The 18851-nt window shown below is 31.9% G+C and carries 17 protein-coding genes and 3 tRNA genes; 11 read left to right on the top strand and 9 right to left on the bottom strand.

Annotated elements, in window-relative coordinates:
• Positions 1-49 precede the first annotated feature (49 nt).
• The 3 genes from B3J26_RS12165 to scpA form a co-directional block, all read right to left on the bottom strand.
• Positions 50-2821 (bottom strand): outer membrane beta-barrel protein, encoded by a 2772-nt coding sequence (locus B3J26_RS12165; protein ID WP_291074701.1) that lies wholly within the window; start codon positions 2819-2821, stop codon positions 50-52.
• 38 nt (positions 2822-2859) lie between these two features.
• Entirely contained in the window at positions 2860-3369 is a 510-nt protein-coding gene (locus B3J26_RS12160) for a hypothetical protein (RefSeq protein ID WP_038334805.1), read from the bottom strand.
• A 76-nt stretch (positions 3370-3445) separates the two neighbouring features.
• Positions 3446-5578 (bottom strand): methylmalonyl-CoA mutase, encoded by a 2133-nt coding sequence (scpA, locus tag B3J26_RS12155; protein WP_280051711.1) that lies wholly within the window; start codon positions 5576-5578, stop codon positions 3446-3448.
• A gap of 173 nt (positions 5579-5751) precedes the next feature.
• On the opposite strand from scpA, the gene B3J26_RS12150 reads away from it, so the two are divergent.
• Positions 5752-6795: a hypothetical protein gene (locus B3J26_RS12150; RefSeq protein ID WP_291074700.1), complete on the top strand. Its 1044-nt coding sequence runs from the start codon at positions 5752-5754 to the stop codon at positions 6793-6795.
• Positions 6796-6853: 58 nt separating this feature from the next.
• Here the strand turns inward: B3J26_RS12150 and B3J26_RS12145 are convergent, their stop codons facing one another.
• Positions 6854-7123 carry a hypothetical protein gene (locus tag B3J26_RS12145; protein ID WP_038334819.1) on the bottom strand — a complete coding sequence of 90 codons (270 nt, stop codon included), beginning with the start codon at positions 7121-7123 and terminating at the stop codon, positions 6854-6856.
• A 222-nt stretch (positions 7124-7345) separates the two neighbouring features.
• Between B3J26_RS12145 and era the strand changes: the two genes are divergently transcribed.
• The 3 genes from era (at position 7346) to B3J26_RS12130 (ending at position 10458) form a co-directional block, all read left to right on the top strand.
• Positions 7346-8233, top strand: coding sequence for a GTPase Era (gene era, locus B3J26_RS12140; RefSeq protein WP_038334822.1), 888 nt, complete (start codon positions 7346-7348; stop codon positions 8231-8233).
• A 108-nt stretch (positions 8234-8341) separates the two neighbouring features.
• Positions 8342-9130 (top strand): universal stress protein, encoded by a 789-nt coding sequence (locus tag B3J26_RS12135; protein ID WP_221854431.1) that lies wholly within the window; start codon positions 8342-8344, stop codon positions 9128-9130.
• A gap of 83 nt (positions 9131-9213) precedes the next feature.
• The gene (locus B3J26_RS12130; protein WP_291074699.1) at positions 9214-10458 is read left to right on the top strand and encodes a DUF445 domain-containing protein; all 1245 of its coding nucleotides are present in this window, start codon (positions 9214-9216) and stop codon (positions 10456-10458) included.
• A 52-nt stretch (positions 10459-10510) separates the two neighbouring features.
• Here B3J26_RS12130 and B3J26_RS12125 read toward each other — a convergent pair whose 3' ends face one another.
• The 3 genes from B3J26_RS12125 to B3J26_RS12115 all read right to left on the bottom strand — a co-directional run bounded on the left by B3J26_RS12125 (position 10511) and on the right by B3J26_RS12115 (position 11987).
• On the bottom strand, positions 10511-10981 hold the full coding sequence (locus B3J26_RS12125; RefSeq protein ID WP_291074698.1) for an ecotin family protein: 471 nt from the start codon (positions 10979-10981) through the stop codon (positions 10511-10513).
• Positions 10982-11102: 121 nt separating this feature from the next.
• Positions 11103-11176, bottom strand: a tRNA-Asn gene (locus tag B3J26_RS12120).
• Positions 11177-11312: 136 nt separating this feature from the next.
• A complete protein-coding gene (locus B3J26_RS12115) occupies positions 11313-11987 on the bottom strand; it encodes a TIGR02117 family protein (RefSeq protein WP_291074697.1) in 675 nt (224 codons plus the stop codon).
• A 98-nt stretch (positions 11988-12085) separates the two neighbouring features.
• Between B3J26_RS12115 and B3J26_RS12110 the strand changes: the two genes are divergently transcribed.
• Positions 12086-12808: a GLPGLI family protein gene (locus B3J26_RS12110; protein ID WP_125349904.1), complete on the top strand. Its 723-nt coding sequence runs from the start codon at positions 12086-12088 to the stop codon at positions 12806-12808.
• Between the two features lie 35 nt (positions 12809-12843).
• On the opposite strand, the gene B3J26_RS12105 is transcribed toward B3J26_RS12110, so the two are convergent.
• Complete coding sequence (locus tag B3J26_RS12105; RefSeq protein WP_291074696.1) at positions 12844-14415, bottom strand: Rne/Rng family ribonuclease; 1572 nt, start codon at positions 14413-14415, stop codon at positions 12844-12846.
• A gap of 213 nt (positions 14416-14628) precedes the next feature.
• Positions 14629-14925, bottom strand: a complete 297-nt coding sequence (locus tag B3J26_RS12100; protein ID WP_019975652.1) for an HU family DNA-binding protein — start codon at positions 14923-14925, stop codon at positions 14629-14631.
• Positions 14926-15029: 104 nt separating this feature from the next.
• Between B3J26_RS12100 and mutY the strand changes: the two genes are divergently transcribed.
• From mutY to B3J26_RS12070, 6 genes are all read left to right on the top strand, one after another.
• Positions 15030-16049 carry an A/G-specific adenine glycosylase gene (mutY, locus tag B3J26_RS12095; protein WP_291074695.1) on the top strand — a complete coding sequence of 340 codons (1020 nt, stop codon included), beginning with the start codon at positions 15030-15032 and terminating at the stop codon, positions 16047-16049.
• Between the two features lie 38 nt (positions 16050-16087).
• A complete protein-coding gene (locus B3J26_RS12090; protein ID WP_038334855.1) occupies positions 16088-16540 on the top strand; it encodes a single-stranded DNA-binding protein in 453 nt (150 codons plus the stop codon).
• Positions 16541-16555: 15 nt separating this feature from the next.
• Positions 16556-17164: a gliding motility lipoprotein GldD gene (locus B3J26_RS12085; protein ID WP_260392386.1), complete on the top strand. Its 609-nt coding sequence runs from the start codon at positions 16556-16558 to the stop codon at positions 17162-17164.
• A 75-nt stretch (positions 17165-17239) separates the two neighbouring features.
• Positions 17240-18550 carry an RIP metalloprotease RseP gene (gene rseP, locus B3J26_RS12080; RefSeq protein ID WP_291074694.1) on the top strand — a complete coding sequence of 437 codons (1311 nt, stop codon included), beginning with the start codon at positions 17240-17242 and terminating at the stop codon, positions 18548-18550.
• Positions 18551-18615: 65 nt separating this feature from the next.
• Positions 18616-18689, top strand: a tRNA-Asn gene (locus B3J26_RS12075).
• Between the two features lie 55 nt (positions 18690-18744).
• Positions 18745-18818, top strand: a tRNA-Asn gene (locus B3J26_RS12070).
• Positions 18819-18851 lie beyond the last annotated feature (33 nt).

Genomic DNA, 18851 nt, shown 5'->3' with positions numbered 1-18851 from the left:
GAATTGAAAAAACGGCTCAATTTTGAGCCGTTTTTTTGTTGTTATTTTACTATTGCATTTCCATTCTTCGCATTCCACCACCTTCTCTTGGTCGGTTTCCGTTTCCATTTTTTGTTGATTTTCCACCAAACTGATTTAAGTTGAATGTTAACGAGAACATTACAAAACGAGTCAGAATATTATTGCGTTGATCGATTGTTGATTCTGCTGTAATTGTACGCGTATAACTGTTATTTTGATTCAATAAATCGTAAACTTTAACACCAGCCTCCAATTTATCATCGAAGAAACGATACATCAAACTTGTATTCCACAAAAAGAAATCACGCTTGAAACCTGCTGCCATTCTCGAGTTATAATTGTAACTGAAATCATTTGTCCAAGTCAAATTTTTAGGAAAAGTAGAAATCGTTTTAATTCCGAAATTGTGCGTAATATTATTTTGATTATCAATTGAGTAATTGACATATTTAGAATTTGTAAAGTTCAAACGATAAGAAGGTGAAATCGTTAAATAATCACCATAATCCCAATTTAATCTCAATGTAGGTGATAGAGTTGTATTGTATTGCTCATATTTTACCGCATCTCTAAAACCTTGTGTTAAAGCATAACTCGCCGACATTCCTACATTTACTCTAAATTTATTGATCCCTTTTTGATATTGTTTATTAAAGAAAAAGTTACCATTCAAACGATAATTTCCTTTTACATTTTCATAGGTTGTAGTTCGTTTATAAATCGAATAATCCATTTCTGTGTAATTAACAATATTCGATTCGTTGTATGTATAACCTAAGTTAGCGTTAAATCCTTGACGCGTTTTACGATCAAAATTGCTGAACATCAAATTGATTTGATGCGCTTTATTTGGATCAAGATCTGGGTTACCTTTGAAAACATCTAACGGATCAGTTTCATCTAGAATAGGTAAAACTTGTGATGTCGAAGCCAAACTTGTCTGATAATTATACATTAAATAAATCGAGTTGTTTCCGCTTTGATAACGAATATTTCCCGAAATATCTGGCAAGGTTTTGTTTTGAGTTGAGCTGTAATCATCTGCTTTAAACGTTCCAAAATTTTGTTGATTATATATATTTGCTCCAAAACGTACAGTTGCTGAAATTTTATTTTTGTTCAATAATAATTGTGCATATGGATTAAATTCATTCAATTGAGTTGAATAAAAACGCGTCAAATCATTGTTTAAATTATCATATTCTCCCGTTACATCATTATAATTCCATGTTCTATTATTGGTTTCAGAATCAGTTAAATTATAAGCAGAACCAACAGCAATTTTCAAAGAATCTGTAATTGGATACGTATATTTTACATCAAAATTGTATTGATTATTCTTCGAAATATTTTTTTCATTGATGTTTCGATAAATATCCGCTATCGAATCATTTGTATATAAAGTTGTCGAATTGATGAACGAATTTCGATCTGTTTTCCCAATCGAAATACTTGAATTAAAGTCTAGATATGATTGATTTTTGAATTTCTGATTAAGTGATAATAATGTATTAAATGTATTCGAATTTGATTTTCCATTCGATGTTTGATTCATTTGATTTCTCAAATCACCCAAATCTGAATATGTTTTAATATCCGAAATCGATGAATTTGTAGATGATGAATTACTAAACGATGGATAAAAATAAATTTTTGTATTGTTTTTCGTCCATTCTAAATTTGTTCCAAAATTATGACCATACGTTTCACTTTTAGTTTTAGAATTCGCATCAGAAGTATAAATATTTTTTGGAGCAAAATTTTCGATGTGTTTATATTGATCATTTTTTGAAAACGAATGATTTAAACGATAATCAGCACCAATTTTCAAATTAACATTTAATTGATCGCTATAATTCAATCCAATCGAAGTATTTGTCGTTATACCATCAGAACCTCTTCTTCCCATTCCACCACGACCACGCGAACCTTCACCGCTTGTCATTCCAGAAGCTGCAATATCCGTCGAAGACCCAATCAAACTAATTTTCTTTTTACCTTTAAAATAGTTCGCCATCAAATTGCCTTCGTAATGATTATCCGTTCCATAACCCGCTGTTGCTTTCAGCATATAACCTTTCTTTTTATCCTCTTTCAAGGTAATGTTTAGCGAAGATTTATCCGATTTCGAACGTTCTCCAGAGAATTTTTCATTTTTCGTTTTATAATCCGAAACCTGAATTTTTTTGATAATATCTGCAGGTAAATTTTCTAACGCAACTTTTCCATCCGTTCCAAAAAATGGTTCACCATCAATCAAAATCTCATTAACATCTTTTCCATTTACCGTAATATTTCCGCTGTCATCCATCTCAAAACCTGGTAATTCTCTCAACAAAGCTTCCAAATTTGCATTCGGTTTTACTTTGTAAGAATCAGCATTATACTCGATTGTATCTTGTTTTACAACAATAGGTTCCACATTTGTTACCACAACCTCATCTAAATCATAAATCATCGGATTAATGATAATTGTTCCAAGATCAATATTGTTTTTGATGGATTCGAAACTTTGTTTGAAAACGCCTTCTAAAGGATCATCAATGATTAAATAAACAGGTTTATCTTGTAGATTAACTTCAATTTTGAACGTACCATCATCATTTGTAGATGTAGTAGAAATTTGTGCAGAATCGACTTTGTTGCCTAAAATAACTTCAGAATCAGTTAAAGGAAAATTAAGCACATCCGTTACTTTTCCCGTAATTGTGACTTTTTCTTGTCCAAAAGAAAAAATCGTAATCAAACTAAAAAGAAATGACAGAATATATTTTGTCATGAGATGAATTGGTTTCTTCATCTGTTAGACATCAAATTTTGAGCAAAGTTTAATTTTGATTAAAGTTTTTTCCAACTTTTATCCGAAATTTTATTTAGATCAATTTCAGAAGTTGTGATAAAAAGAGGTGTAATTTCTACAATTCGCTTTACCTGAGTTGTTTTTAGGTTAGATTCTGGACAAAAAGTTTCGATTAAAACAATTTTTTCTGAATCAGAAGAATTGGATTTATAAAGCGTTTTTTGAATTTTTTTATCAATTTTCCAATTTGTACAACTTCCAATACTATAATATTCGAAGGTTAGAAGTGGAAGAAATCCGAAGATAATTCCAAAGATAAATTTCATCACATTCATAAAACTCCATCCGTCTTTCTTTTTGATAGAAAGTAGAAAAAGTACATAAATACTAACTGCCGCAGCAAATGTTAAAAGCTTTGGAAATAGTTTCGCAAAATCATGATTCGCGAATTCTAAACTGATAAAATCTCCAATCAGAAAGTATCCAATAAACCATATAATAAAAATTGTACAGATGATTAAGATAATATTTCGAAGAGTTTTATTCATTTCGCTTTAAGGTTTGTGTGGTATAAATATAAAAATATTCCTGTCAATAGACAGGAATACTCATACTAAAATAGATTTATTTATAAGATTTCAATAAATTCTCTAAAATTTCGCAGGCACATTCCGCCAAGTTTGTTCCTGGACCAAAGATTGCATCTGCACCATTTTGATAAAGATAATCATAATCTTGACGCGGAATAACACCTCCGACTACGATATAAACATCGTCTCTACCTAATTCTTTCAATTGTTTCACAACTTCCGGAACCAATGTTTTGTGACCTGCTGCCAAAGAAGAAATTCCTAAAATATGAACATCATTCTCTACAGCTTGTTTCGCAACTTCTGCTGGCGTTTGGAACAAAGGAGAAATATCCACATCAAATCCCATATCCGCAAAAGATGTTGCAACGACTTTCGCACCACGATCGTGACCGTCTTGTCCCATTTTTGCCACCATAATACGAGGGCGACGTCCGTCTTCTTCTGCAAACTCATCAGCTAAATTACGAGCTTCCTCAAATTTATTCATTTTACCTGCTTCCATAGCATAAACTCCTTGAATTCCTCTTGTAATCGCTTTGTGACGACCAAAAACGGCTTCTAATGCATCAGAAATTTCACCTAACGTAACACGACGACGAGCCGCTTCGATAGATAATTCTAATAAATTTCCTTCGCCAGTTTCAGCAGCTTTTGTTAATTGCGCTAAAATATCTTGAACAGCTTCGCTATTACGCTCGGCCTTAATTTGATTTAATCGATCAATTTGTTTTTGACGAACAGCAGTGTTGTCAACTTCTAAAATTTCGAACTCTTGTTGTTCTAATTTCGAGCGGTAAGCATTTACACCAACAATTGCGACTTCACCAGAGTCAATTTTGGCTTGTTTTTTTGCAGCAGCTTCTTCAATACGCATTTTTGGAATTCCAGCTTCTATGGCTTGCGTCATTCCACCTAATTCACGAACTTCTTGAATATATTCCCACGCTTGATTTGCCATTTCATTTGTCAAAGATTCAATCATAAAGCTTCCTCCAAAAGGATCAGCCGTTCTACAAATTTGAGTTTCCTCTTGTAAAATGATTTGTGTATTACGTGCAATACGAGCCGAGAAATCTGTTGGCAAAGCAATTGCTTCGTCCAACGCATTGGTATGCAAAGACTGCGTTCCTCCTAAAGCAGCAGCTAACGCTTCTATCGCTGTACGACCAATATTGTTATAAGGTTCTTGCTCTGTTAAACTCCAACCAGAAGTCTGACAGTGCGTTCTCAACATTAATGATTTTTTATTTTGAGGCTCAAATTCTTGCATCAATTTTGCCCATAACATACGAGCAGCTCTCATTTTTGCAATTTCTTGAGGGAAATTCATTCCAATCGCCCAGAAAAATGATAAACGAGGAGCAAAATCATCAACTTTCAATCCTGCTTCCAAACCAGTTTTTACATATTCGTAACCATCTGCAAGGGTATAAGCCATTTCCAAAACAGGCGTAGCTCCAGCTTCTTGCATGTGATAACCCGAAATAGAAATTGAATTGAAGCGAGGAATTTTTTGAGAAGTATATTCGAAAATATCTGCAATAATTTTCATTGAAGGAGTTGGCGGATAAATGTATGTATTACGCACCATGAACTCTTTCAAAATATCATTCTGAATTGTACCAGAAAGTTGATCTTGCGAAACACCTTGCTCTTCTGCAGCTACAATGTAAAAAGCTAAAATAGGAAGAACAGCTCCGTTCATTGTCATCGAAACCGAAATTTTATCCAATGGAATTTCATTGAACAAAATCTTCATATCTTCTACAGAATCTATCGCAACGCCAGCTTTACCTACATCTCCTACAACACGTTCATGATCTGAGTCGTAACCGCGGTGAGTAGCCAAATCAAAGGCAACAGAAAGCCCTTTCTGACCAGCAGCTAAATTTCTTTTATAAAAAGCATTCGATTCTTCTGCAGTAGAAAAACCTGCATATTGGCGAATTGTCCAAGGTTGACGAACATACATTGTCGTATAAGGACCGCGTAAATATGGGGCAACTCCGGGTAAAAAGTTAATCTGTTTCAGATTTTTTACATCATCGTAATTGTAATCACTTTTGACTTGTAAACTATCTAATTCAAATGACTCTATATGTGATGGATTAGAATTTAGATTTCGTTTAAATCTTAAATTCGAAAAATCTGTTTTGTGATTCATCTTGCTAAGATAAATAATTATCCATTAAATTTTATAAAATTACCAATTTTTGAAACTGCTTTTTTCAACTTTTTGTCAACAAAAGTTGAAAAAACATTTTAATCGAGTTTTTTGGTAAAATTATTGATTTAATTTGATTATCAGTAAATTAAAAACACACAAAAGTAATTATTATGAAGTTAGATTTTAACAATAAAAACATTCCAGAGATTTTAAGTGAATTTCAGGATAAAAATACCTTTCAATGGCAAAATGATATTTTTGATTTGATGAAAAAGATCGATTCAAAAGAAGAAAAAGTTAATTTCCATTATTCGAGAGAAGATAATGTTTATATATCAAATTTTGATCCTCAATTTGTGAATGAAACGTTTCATTCGTTAAATAATTTTTTAGGATTGAAAAAAGGAGATTCTACACTTTTAAGTTCATCGGTTTTAGAAAATGAAGGAGAAATTTCATTGGTTCAAGCCATAGAAGGAGGTTTTGATTTGTATTGTCATGAAGATTCGGATAAAGTGAAGATTCCATTAACGGACGAAAGTCAAGACGAGATAGGATACGCATTAAATTATGCTTATTTGACAAAGAAACAGATTGAAAACTCTTTTGAAGATTTAGCAAGAATCGAAAAAATTGCTGTCGAAAGTGATGATTTGTCAGATGATTTGAAAAGTAAATTGAATGATCAAACGAAAACAACTTTTTATCAAGTTTTTACCGCGAATGGGTTTCCGATTGCAGTAAAGAAAATAGATGAAACAGATTATACAGTTTTAGATAAAATAGAACTTTCGGAAGATGAAAAAGGTAATTTAGTCTTGAATTCGCCTTACGAAAAAGAATCACTAAATTTAAATAGACAGGCTGTTGTTTCGGATGATCAGAAAAAGTTTAGATGGATTTTTGGAAATGAGTGTAAGTTGAATGGGAAAGATGTGGTGAATTTAGAATTGATTGAAGAAAAATTAAAACCATATATCGATTATAACTTTATTGTGATTGCTTTTCCGAAAAAAGGATCTACAGAAGATGTAATTTCTTTGGTAATAGAAAGTCGATTTGCTGAACATGTTGATATTCCAAAAAGTGAATTAGAACCTTATGAAGTTCCGCAACAAACATTTTTTATAGGAGATTTCCCGAAAAGTAATGATAAAGCTGCTATACGTGCAGAGTTAATTAGATTGTTGAAAGAATCCAACGATAATAATTAATTAAAAAAGGGATACGACATCGTCGTATCCCTTTTTTAATTTAAGCAATAAACAATTTTTAGTATTGAATATCAATTAAAGATTTTAACGGAATCAAAACTCCATTCTTAATTTGTAAAAATTTATCCGTAACAGACCAAACAGTCGTCTCAATTTTCTTAGGACCTTGATCTGTTTGAAATGTAATATATGCTTTCGATTTGAATTCGTTTCCTAATCTTACTGCACCATTCAATTTGTTTGCCTCTACCGTTACTTCGTCTTTTGGCGCGTCTAAAAATTTATAGTTTCTTACTTCTTCTTTTTCGATAAGTTCTGCTTTCATCATTTTTTTAAATTTTGGTTAATTTAATCTTCCATAACACATGTATGAAATTAATCATATTTTTCAATAAACCATAACTTTCGTCATATTTTTTTGAACTTAATTAGAATTATTCAAAATACAGACCAAAATCAATTTTATGAAATTAAAATTGGATTAGAATATTAATCTTTTCTTCAACATATTAATCTGAAATAATATTATAGAAATCACTAAATTTGCAGAATGTCAGACGAAAAGAAATTTAAATCCGGTTTTGTAAATATCATAGGAAATCCAAATGTTGGAAAATCTACTTTGATGAATATGTTGATGAAAGAGCGTTTGGTTATCGCAACACACAAAGCGCAAACTACACGTCATCGTATCAAAGGTATTTTAACAGGAGAAGATTATCAGATTGTATTTTCGGATACGCCTGGTGTTTTGGATCCTGCTTATGAACTGCAAACAAAAATGATGGATGCAGTAAATGAATCGTTGGTGGATGCTGATGTGATTCTTTATGTTGTAGAAATTGGAGAAAAACGATTGAAAAATGAACAAGTTTTCGAACGTCTGCAAAAAACATCTACACCAATTATTTTATTATTGAATAAAATTGATACAGCTACGCCAGATCGATTAAATGAAGCAGTAGAATATTGGCACGAATTATTACCAAAAGCAGAGATTTTACCTATTTCGGCAAAAGAAAACGTGAATGTAGATTTGTTGATTAATAAGATCAAAGCAATTATTCCAGAAGGTCCGCAATATTATCCAGAAGATCAATTAACAGACCGTTCGGAGCGTTTTATTGTAAATGAAGTAATTCGCGAAAAGATTTTATTAAACTATCAAAAAGAGATTCCATATTCTGTTGAGGTAGTAACAGAACGTTTCAAAGAAGATTTGAATTTAATTTCTATCGAAGCTGAAATTTTTGTTGAGCGTGACTCTCAGAAAGGAATTATTATTGGACATAAAGGAGAGTCTTTATCGAAAGTAGGAAAAGAAGCAAGAGAAGAGTTAGAGAAATTCTTTGATAAAAAAGTATTCTTGAAACTTTTCGTGAAAGTGCGAAAAGACTGGAGAAGCAAAGAGAATGATTTGCGTCGTTTTGGTTATTAAAAACGGTTAAAAAATAGATAAGTCTTGAGAAATCAAGACTTTTTTTGTGGCTTTACCTAAATTTTAGTTGTAAATTTATAGAACAATCTATTCTAGAATTTAATTATTATGGCTAAAATATTATTTCCAACCGATTTTTCGGAAACAGCGAACAATGCTTTTTTGTATGCGTTAAACCTTGCAAAAGTTCTCAAAACTAATATTAAGTTAGTCTCGGTACAATCAAATCTTAAAAATTATCTTGAAGTTACAGAAGAAAACTTCGAAAATTATATCAATAAACTTAAAAATATTGCAAAAGAAAATAACCTTGAACACGTTAAAATAGAGAGTTCTTTGGTTGTTGGCGATTTGTTGTTGATGATTTTGGATATTATCAACAAAGAAGATATACAATACGTGGTGATGGGAACGAATGGACAAAATAGTTTAGGCAAAAAGTTTTTTGGTTCTAACACGGTAAATGTCATTAACAATTCGCCTGCACCTGTGTTGGTTGTTCCAAATAATGTAAAATTTAAAGAAGAAAGAAATTTTGCTTACGCTACATTGTTCAATCAAAAAGAAGCAAAAGCTTTGGCGCAAATGGAAGAAGTGACAAAACGTTACGATAAATTGTTGAACATTGTACATGTTGATGATAAATCGATTACTCCACAAATGTTAAGCGTGAAAAAAGAATGGGAAGAAGAATATCCTGAAGCGATGATTACAATTGAACCGAATAAAGATGTAGAAGATGGTTTAATCACTTATTGTACAAAAAACAACATCGATGTTTTAGGTGTTGTTCACCGTGAATTATCGTCTTTCGAAAGATTATTTACAATCAATCATAGCCAACGATTATTATCGAGTGCAAATGTTGCATTATTGGTTTTTCAGGAAAGTAAATAAATCAAAAACACAAAAATTTGAGCGGAGAATTCTCCGCTTTTTTGATTGGCTAAATTTTTGCAACAAATTTTCAAAACACTTTTATGACGGAACTTCAGAAAATACAAAACCTCAAAAAACATAAAGCTATTGCGACAGGATTATTCATTTTGATGGCTTTTATTTACTTTTTGATGGTGTATCTAAGTCAACATTCGCCAGCGAAATGGATCGGATATGTGGAAGCATTTGCCGAAGCAGCGATGGTTGGTGCGCTTGCCGATTGGTTTGCGGTTACAGCTTTGTTCAAATATCCGCTTGGACTTAAAATTCCGCATACAAATCTGATTGAAAATAGTAAAAATGCAATCGGAGATAATTTGGGACAGTTTGTAACTGAGAATTTTTTGACGCCATCTACAATTCGTCCATATATCGAGAAATTAGAAGTTGTAAAATACGCAGCAGATTGGTTGAATAAACCTACGAATCAAGAAATGTTGCAAGAAGAGTTGATTAATTTCTCCAAGAAAATTGTCAAAGACTTAGATGATAAAGATGTCGTTGATTTTATAACCTTGAAAGGTGATGAAATTTTAAAACAATTTGATTTACCTGAATTAGTATCATCAAGTTTAGAGTATATTTTAGAAAAGGAAAAACACGACGAAATTTTAGAAGCAATTATTCCAAAAGCAAAAGAATATATCTTAGAAAGTGATTTGATTATTAAAGATAAATTAAACGAAAAACATCCTGTGATTTCATTTTTTGCTGGTAAAAAAATATCGAAAGGAGTAGTAGAAGGCGTGGTGAGTTTTTTGGATGAGGTTGAAGAAGATAAAGAACATCCAGTTCGTCATAATATCGAACGAATTATCCGAGAAAACATTCAGAATATAAAAGAATCTCCCGATTGGAAATTTAGGTTAGAATCGCTTCGAGATGATTTTATCACAAAAGAACGATTGAATGATTATGCTTTGGATTTGTGGTTGGCGATTAAACAAAATCTGACCGAAAGTTTTGATGATGAAAATTCTGCAATGCAAGTTTACATTAAGAAAAACATTAAAAAGTTAACCGAAAATTTGAACGATAACCAAGAAATGATTGATAAAATTAATGGTTGGGTGCGTCATTTTATTTACCGTATGATTTTACGAAATGTCAAAGAAATGGAAAGCTTGATTAGTAATACGGTTGATAAATGGGAAGGAAAAGAATTGAGCGAAAAGCTAGAATTGGAAGTTGGAAAAGATTTGCAATTTATTCGGATTAACGGGACGCTGGTTGGTGGACTTGTTGGTTTGGTTATTTACACGATTACGCAATTGGTATTTCATTAAAATATAAAAGCTCGAGAATTTCTCGAGCTTTTTCAATTAACAACTATAAATATTACTTAACTATGTTAAGTTTTTCATCTGCTTTCCAAATTCTATATTCTAAAGTATAGCCTTTTGGTACGTAAACTACGATTGGTAATTTGCTATTGTAACGCGTCTGCAAAGATTGAGCATGTACAATTTTTTCGACAGATTTGTTGTCACTACATCCCATTAAAGTTCCTGCTATATTTCCATCAGTTTCGAAATTAAAATAATCATAACCCCAACCATCAACAGTTTTTTGATCAAAATTTCCACTTAAGAAAAATTGATTACAAGAATCAACCTTTGTTTTTTTCCCAGCAAATATTTCAACTAAATAGTTTTCTTCATTGGCTTGTGGTTTTAAAGTGATAATTTTCTGTTCATATCCATCTTTTGCTTTTGGATACATTGAATAATCTATTTTCATATTTTTTTGTGCGAATGTTACCATAACCATTAATAATGCTAAAACGCTAAATACTTTTCTAAATTTCATACTAATCTGATTTTATTTGTTTTTCTATTAGTAAGATGCAAAAGTTAGGTGAATGGTTGTGTGAGGAAATGTTAAATATTTGTGAAATAAAAAAAGACAATCAAATTGATTGTCTTTTTTGCTCCTCCTCTTGGGCTCGAACCAAGGACCCTCTGATTAACAGTCAGATGCTCTAACCAACTGAGCTAAGGAGGAGTATCGTTATCGATATTGTGTTGCAAATATAGAGCAAATTTTATTACTTCCAAATCTTAAAAGTATTTTTTTTCGTTCTACAAGTCGCATTAATAGGCAACTCTTTGAAAATGAATTAGAAATAATTTAAAAAAATTTATTCATAATGACGAAAAATTCCTTGTTGTGTTGCCGTCCACAATGATCCTTCTTTATTTGCTGCTTTTAACGCGCTTGCAGCCCACGTATTACACGTAAAAAATAAGCTATAACTTCTTTTTGCTTCGTAAAACGAATCACTATCTCCATAAACAGCATCTGTTTTTATTAATTCGACTTTGTTATTTTGATCCAAATCAAATGATTGCTTGATGTAAACAATTAATTTTTGATACTCTTCTACACTCAAATCAACTCTTTTACAATCGTCATCTATCGTCATATTATCATAAAAAGTAGTATGCATCGCCGAATCTCCTAACCAAAATGCAGCGTTGAAAGCTGTAGAAAATTTAAGATCTTTCCATTCTGGTGTATCCAAATAAAAGCCTTTATCTCCCCAACCAAAGGCAATATATTTGTATTCTTTTTTCGATTTTGTATGCGAAAAAGGCACAAAAGTAGACCAATCAATCGTTTCAGATTTTACAGGAACTACAATGTCTGTATGTACACCATTTGTCAAAATATACGCAGTAATTTGATCGTTAGGCTTATCTTTTTGTTTATTCACTGGAATTAATGGCAACAAAACCACCGCAAGTAAATAAACAATAATAAGTAAAACTAAAAGGCCTAATATTTTGAGTAGAATTCGGAAGATTTTTTTCATAGTATTAAGTTGAATAACGAATATAAAAAGATCTGTTCAAATAGTTGAACGGATTTTTTTATATAATTTAGGTATATTTATCTTCAAACCGATTACATATGAAATATTTATTGTTAATTTTTTTTCCAATATTTAGTTTTGGTCAAGAAAAATTCAAGGTTGAATATGAAGTTCGTAAGTTCATGAATTTCGGAAAAACAGAACAAGATTTAGAAACTGAAAAACGTTATTCTCGACCATTATATATAGAATTAACTGGTGATAATAATCGTTGTTCTCAAAAACAAATTGTAAAACTTGATAATTCTCAAGGAGCTACAAGCAATTTAAATTACATTGGCGGCTACAAAGACTTAGAAAGTTATTATGATTTTGATAAAAATTATTTAAAGGTTTCAAGAGAAATGGATAATAAATTGTACTTGATAAAAGTAGATTTCACTAAAATAAATTGGAATTTGACTCGAGAAACTAAGGTTATAAAAGGATTTAATGTTAAGAAAGCAATATACGAAGAAGGTGATTTATTACTCGAAGCTTGGTATGCTACAGAAATAAAATCGAAATGTGGACCTAATAATTATAATAATCTTCCTGGATTAATATTGGAGATGAGAAAATCATTTAAAACCGTTCCTGATCAATATATGACATATAAATTAGAATCTATTCAATTGGATAATTCATTAAAATTTACTGAACCTAATAAAGGAAAATTAATCAATCAAGAAGAGTTTAAAAAACTTGAAAGTGAATATAAAAAAAGAGTACAAATGATGGTCGACGCAGAAAACTCTAGCGGAGGAGTTGAAAAAGATTAATTAAAAACAAAAACCTCGCAATTGCGAGGTTTTTCTTAATTTGATTCGTTGTAAAGTGTATTATGATCCTTGTCCAAGAAATTAAATTGTAAGTATTTGTACGCATCTCTTGGTACAATCTTAATCCACTTTTTATGCTTAAAAAACCATTTCATCTGAATGCTTGGCAATCCATGTTGTAAATAAGCAGCTACGAAAGGATGCACGTGCAACGACATTTTTCGTAAATCCTTATCTTTTCTATCAAGGATATTCAAGAGCACTTGTTCAATTTTATCAATTGTAACGATAGGTGCTTCAACTTCATTCGATTCTTGGTTAGGATTTTCTTCAGTTGTAACAAAATTCACCTCTGGGCGAACGCGTTGTCTTGTAATCTGAATTAATCCAAATTTACTTGGTGGCAAAATCTTATGTTTTGCTTTATCTTTCGCCATTTCAGCTCTCAGATGTTCAAACAATTCTTTTTTATGTTCTACATCCGTCATGTCAATAAAATCGACCACAACAATTCCTCCCATATCACGTAATCGCAACTGACGTGCAATTTCAGAAGCAGCAATTTTGTTTACGGCAAAAGCTGAATCTTCCTGATTTTTAGAATTTCGAGAAATATTTCCCGAATTCACATCAATTACGTGTAACGCTTCTGTGTGTTCAATCACAAGATATGCACCTTTAGATTGTGGAATAGTTACCGTTTTACCAAAAGCTTGTTTAATTTGTCTTTCGACATTAAACTTCTCAAAAATTGGAACAAATGGATCGTCGTATTCTTTTACCAAATTAATTTTATCTGGTGCAATAACTTCCAAATATTCGCGCATTTCGTCAGCTAATTCGTCATCATCAACAGAAATTTTAATAAAATCATCATTAAAATTATCTCTTAAAATAGAAGAAGCTCTGTCCATTTCGCTAAGAATTTTAGCTGGGGCTTTCTTTTTCTGAAGATTTTTGAAGATTTGAGTCCATTTGTTTAACAAATAAGCCAAATCTGCTTGCAACTCTTCTGCGTTCTTCTCTTCGGCAACTGTTCTGATAATAACTCCGAAGCCTTCTGGTGTTAAACCTTCTAAAATTTTGATTAAACGATCGCGTTCTGGTTTTTGTTTGATTTTTTGCGAAATCGAAACACGTTCCGAAAATGGAACTAAAACTAAATAGCGACCAGCAATTGAAATTTCAGAAGTAATTCTTGGTCCCTTCGTATGGATTGGTTCTTTTGTAATTTGAACCAAAACGGAATCACCAGGTGCAAAAATATCAGTAATCTGACCATCTTTATCAATTGGTGCTTCCATACGGAAGTTTTTCAATTTTTCGGTTTTGTACGTTCCGTTCGCTACAATTTTATTGTAAGAGTTAGAAGAACGTATTTGTGGACCTAAGTCATGATAATGTAAAAATGCATCTTTCGAATAACCAATGTCAACAAAGGTTGCATTTAAACTAGGAGCTAATTTTTTGATTTTTCCCAAGTAAATATCGCCAACTGCAAACCCATCATTTGCAGTATCTTGATGAAATTCCATCAATCGGCCTTCATCTAAAACTGCGATGCGTACTTGATCAGCTAAGGCTGAAATTACTAATTCTTTACTCATCAAAAAATTATGTTTTTAAAAATGATAAAAGCACTTTCCAAAATTTCCATTGAAAAGTGCTATCTTGTAAAAAGACTAAATTATTAATAGCTTAGCTACTAATTATTTTTTCTTTTTGTGTCTGTTAAGACGACGACGTTTTTTGCGTTTGTGCGTCGCTACCTTATGTCTTTTACGTTTTTTTCCGCTTGGCATGATACAATTATTTTATTGTTATTTGATTACGTTTGCTTCGCTAGTCTTTACATCTTCGATGAAAGTTTTAGCTGGTTTAAATGTAGGAACGTTGTGTGCTGGGATAATGATAGAAGTACCTTTTGTAATGTTTCTACCTGTTTTTTCAGCTCTAGTTTTAATAGTAAAAGAACCAAATCCTCTTAAGTATACATTTTCTCCTTCTACTAATGATTTAATCACCTCCTCCATAAACGATTCTACCACCCTTTGAGTATCGCTCTTTTCAAGTCCTAATTTACCTGAAATGTTATTTACTATTTCTGCCTTTGTCATAATTCCTCTTATTATTCTTAAATTTGAAAGCGGGTGCAAATATAACGATAGTATCCCAACAAAAAAAGATTTTTTCAGTTTTTATGAACTTCAACTATCTGATTTTGTCATATTTTGACAAAAATAAACGAGATTTACCTTGGCGTCATACAAAAGACCCTTTTCACATTTGGTTGTCGGAAATTATTCTCCAACAAACAAGGGTTGACCAAGGTATGAAATTTTACAATAATTTCATACAAGAATTTGAGACTATTTTCGATTTGGCAAATGCCGACGAACAAAAAGTGCTAAAACTTTGGCAAGGACTGGGTTATTATTCCCGTGCCAGGAATTTACACTTCACGGCAAAGACGATTGCTGATGAATTAAATGGACAATTTCCGAATAATTTCAAAGATTTAAAAAAGCTAAAAGGCGTAGGAGATTACACTGCTGCTGCAATTGCATCTATTGTGTATGATGAATCTGTACCTGCTGTAGACGGAAATATGTTTCGAGTTTTTGCGCGATATTTTAATATTACTGATGATATAAGTTCGCCTAAAACAAAGAAGATTTTCTGGGATTTGGGCTTAGAAATCATTGATAAAAAACGTCCGGGTGATTTTAATCAGGCGGTAATGGATTTGGGTGCAACAATTTGTACACCAAAACAGCCAAAGTGTGAAATTTGTCCACTTAATGAGTCTTGTGAAGCGCTTCGATTAAATAAAGTCAACGAATTGCCTATAAAATTGAAAAAGACAAAAGTTTCGAATCGTTTTTTACATTTTATTCTCATCGAAAATGAAGATAAAATTGCCTTGTCTAAACGAATTGGAAATGATGTTTGGAAAAATTTATTCACTTTTCCAAAAATAGAAACCGAAACTGACTTGTTGGATAAAGGTTGGATTTTAGATCAAAATCTTGAAAATAATCTAACTTTTATCGAAGAGGAGAAACATATTTTGTCGCATCAAAATTTATTTATAAAATATTGGAAATTAAATGTATCTTTAATAGATATAACAAATTTGAAAGCCGAAAATGATTTTGAAATGATTGCTTTAAATGATCTAGAACATTATCCGCTTCCAAAACCAATAGAAAAATTTATAAATAAACATTATTTGGATTAACTTTGTAAGTAACAAGCCACTAAAAATCTATTACAACTATGAATGGAACAACGAATAAAGTACTTTTGATCGGAAATTTGGGTGATGATGTAAAATTGCATCATTTTGACGAACAAAATTGTATTGGACGATTTCCTATTGCAACGACAGAGTCTTACATCTCGAGAACAGGAGAACGAATTACAGAAACAGAATGGCACAATATTGTGACACGCAATAAATTGGCAGAATTATGTGATCGTTATCTGAAAAAAGGAGATAAAGTTTTTGTTGAAGGACGCATCAAAACGCGCAAATGGGACGATAACGGACAAACGCGTTATACAACAGAGATCGTAGCAAATTCAATCGAGTTTTTGACACCAAAAATTGACAATGAACAACGTCAAGCCATGCAAAATGATCAGAACAAAGTTCAGCAAAGTCAACAAAACACAACAGTTGTCGAGCCACCTTTTATAGATGAAGGAGAAGACGATTTGCCTTTTTAGAAATTAAAAAATTAAATGAATTTTAAAAAACTTAACGTTTTACGTTATACAATGAATTTTAAAACTATAATAGCATTATGTAGTAGTGCTATTTTTTTTGTGTCGTGCAATAAAAGCGAGGAAGTTGCCAAACCTTTAGGACAAGTTCGCCTCGAATATCCGCAACAAACTTATCTGTCTTTCAAAGAAAATGTACCCTATACTTTTCAATACTCAAACTTTGGGAAGGTCATTATGGGTAAAAAACCAAACTCTTTCAATATTGTTTATCCAAGAATGAAAGCGACAATTTACCTGACATATTTTCCAGTTCAGTCTCCACAAGATTTAATCGTTCAAATAAAAGAAAGTGAAAGTTTTGTGCAAGAACAGACGGTTAAAGCCAGTTTTATCTCGCCACAAGAATTTTCTTTTCCAGAAAAAAAGGTTTTTGGTACTATGTATGAATTAGGAGGAGAATCAGCGATTAATATTCAGTTTCATGCGACGGATAGTGTAAAGAATTTTTTAGCAGGTTCGGTTTATTTCAAAACTCAACCAAAACCCGATTCTTTAGCTCCAGCAGTTGATTATATCAAAAAAGATGTAAAAAAATTGTTAGAAACCTTAGAATGGAAAAAATAAACCGCTTTGATAAATAAATTCGATTAATTTTGTAATCGTTTAATAAAATTAGAACATAAATAAATTTAAAACAATATGTTAATACAGATAGCTACCTTAATGCTTAGTTTGATGCTTTTAGTAATGTTGCACGAACTAGGACATTATGTAACAGCGCGATGGTTTGGCGTTCGTGTTGAACGTTTCTTTTGTTTTTTCGATGTGAAATTTGCCATTTGGAAAAAGAAAATTGGTGATACTGTTTACGGTATCGGTTGGTTGCCTCTTGGAGGATACGTAAAACTTTCGGGAATGATTGACGAAAGTATGGATTTGGAACAAATGAAACAAGAACCAAAACCATGGGAATTCCGCGTAAAACCAGCTTGGCAACGATTAATCATTATGTTAGGAGGTATTATTGTGAATATCATTTTAGCGATGATTATTTATACTATTTTATTCATTTCTCAAGGAAAAAGCTTTGTTGATGTAAACAAAATGCAATATGGAATCGAAGCGAATGCAACGCAAACTAAATTCGGCTTGCAAAAAGGTGATATTCCAGTTGGTGTAAATGGTGTTAAATATCAAGCATTAAATGAAATTGGAAAAGAAGCCTTGTTAGGTGGTGAAACTTTAGATGTAAAACGTCAAGGAAAAGAAGTTTCTTTACCAATTACAGAAGATTTCAGAACTGAAATTTTAAACGCTAAAGGCGCTTTCTTTATTCCTCAAATGCCAACCGTTGTGGATTCAGTTGTAGAGAATAGCGCAGCACAAAAAGCAGGTTTATTAAAAGATGATAAAGTAATTGCTATTGATGGTTTCACAACACCTCTATTTTCAGATTTAACAAATAAATTAAAAGAATACAAAGGGAAAACTGTTTCTTTGAGTGTTGAAAGAAAAGGTGAGCCTGTAGAGTTGATGGTTAATGTAGGTAAAGATGGAAGCATTGGATTTCTTCGATCAACAGCGTATTTAGATTCATTGATTTCTAAGGAAGATTATACAATTGGTGAAGGAATCGCAAAAGGAATCGTAGAGCCATTTGAAGTGATTGCAACGCAAGTTCGTGGAATTGGGACATTGTTCCAAGTAAAAGACGGTCGTAAGCAAGTTGCTGGACCAATTGGAATGGTAAAACAAATGCCAAAAGAATGGAACTGGTTATTTTTCTGGTCATTTACGGCAATGATTTCTGCTTGGTTAGCATTTATTAACTTATTACCAATTCCAGGTTTGGACGGTGGACATGCTGTTTTTGCTATCTATGAAATGGTGACAGGGAAAAAACCAAGTGAAAAAGTTTTAGAAAAAGCACAAATGGTTGGAGTTGTAATTATCTTAGGATTAATGGTATTCATCTTCGGGAATGATATTGTGAATATGATTTTTAAATAAATTTTAAAATATTTTTTGTGGGTGTAAAAAATACTTCTATATTTGCACCCACAATTAAGCAACATTCCTCCTTAGCTCAGTTGGTTAGAGCATCTGACTGTTAATCAGAGGGTCCTTGGTTCGAGCCCAAGAGGAGGAGCTTTTTAGTGAAATGTCAAACAAAGACTTAAAAATAAATTTAAAATATAGGATTTTCCTCCTTAGCTCAGTTGGTTAGAGCATCTGACTGTTAATCAGAGGGTCCTTGGTTCGAGCCCAAGAGGAGGAGCAAAAAAGACAATCAATTTGATTGTCTTTTTTT

Origin of the sequence: Empedobacter sp. UBA5987, assembly GCF_002429865.1 — a bacterium.
GTDB lineage: Bacteria > Bacteroidota > Bacteroidia > Flavobacteriales > Weeksellaceae > Empedobacter > Empedobacter falsenii_B.
This window is presented reverse-complemented; position numbering and strand designations above follow the sequence as displayed.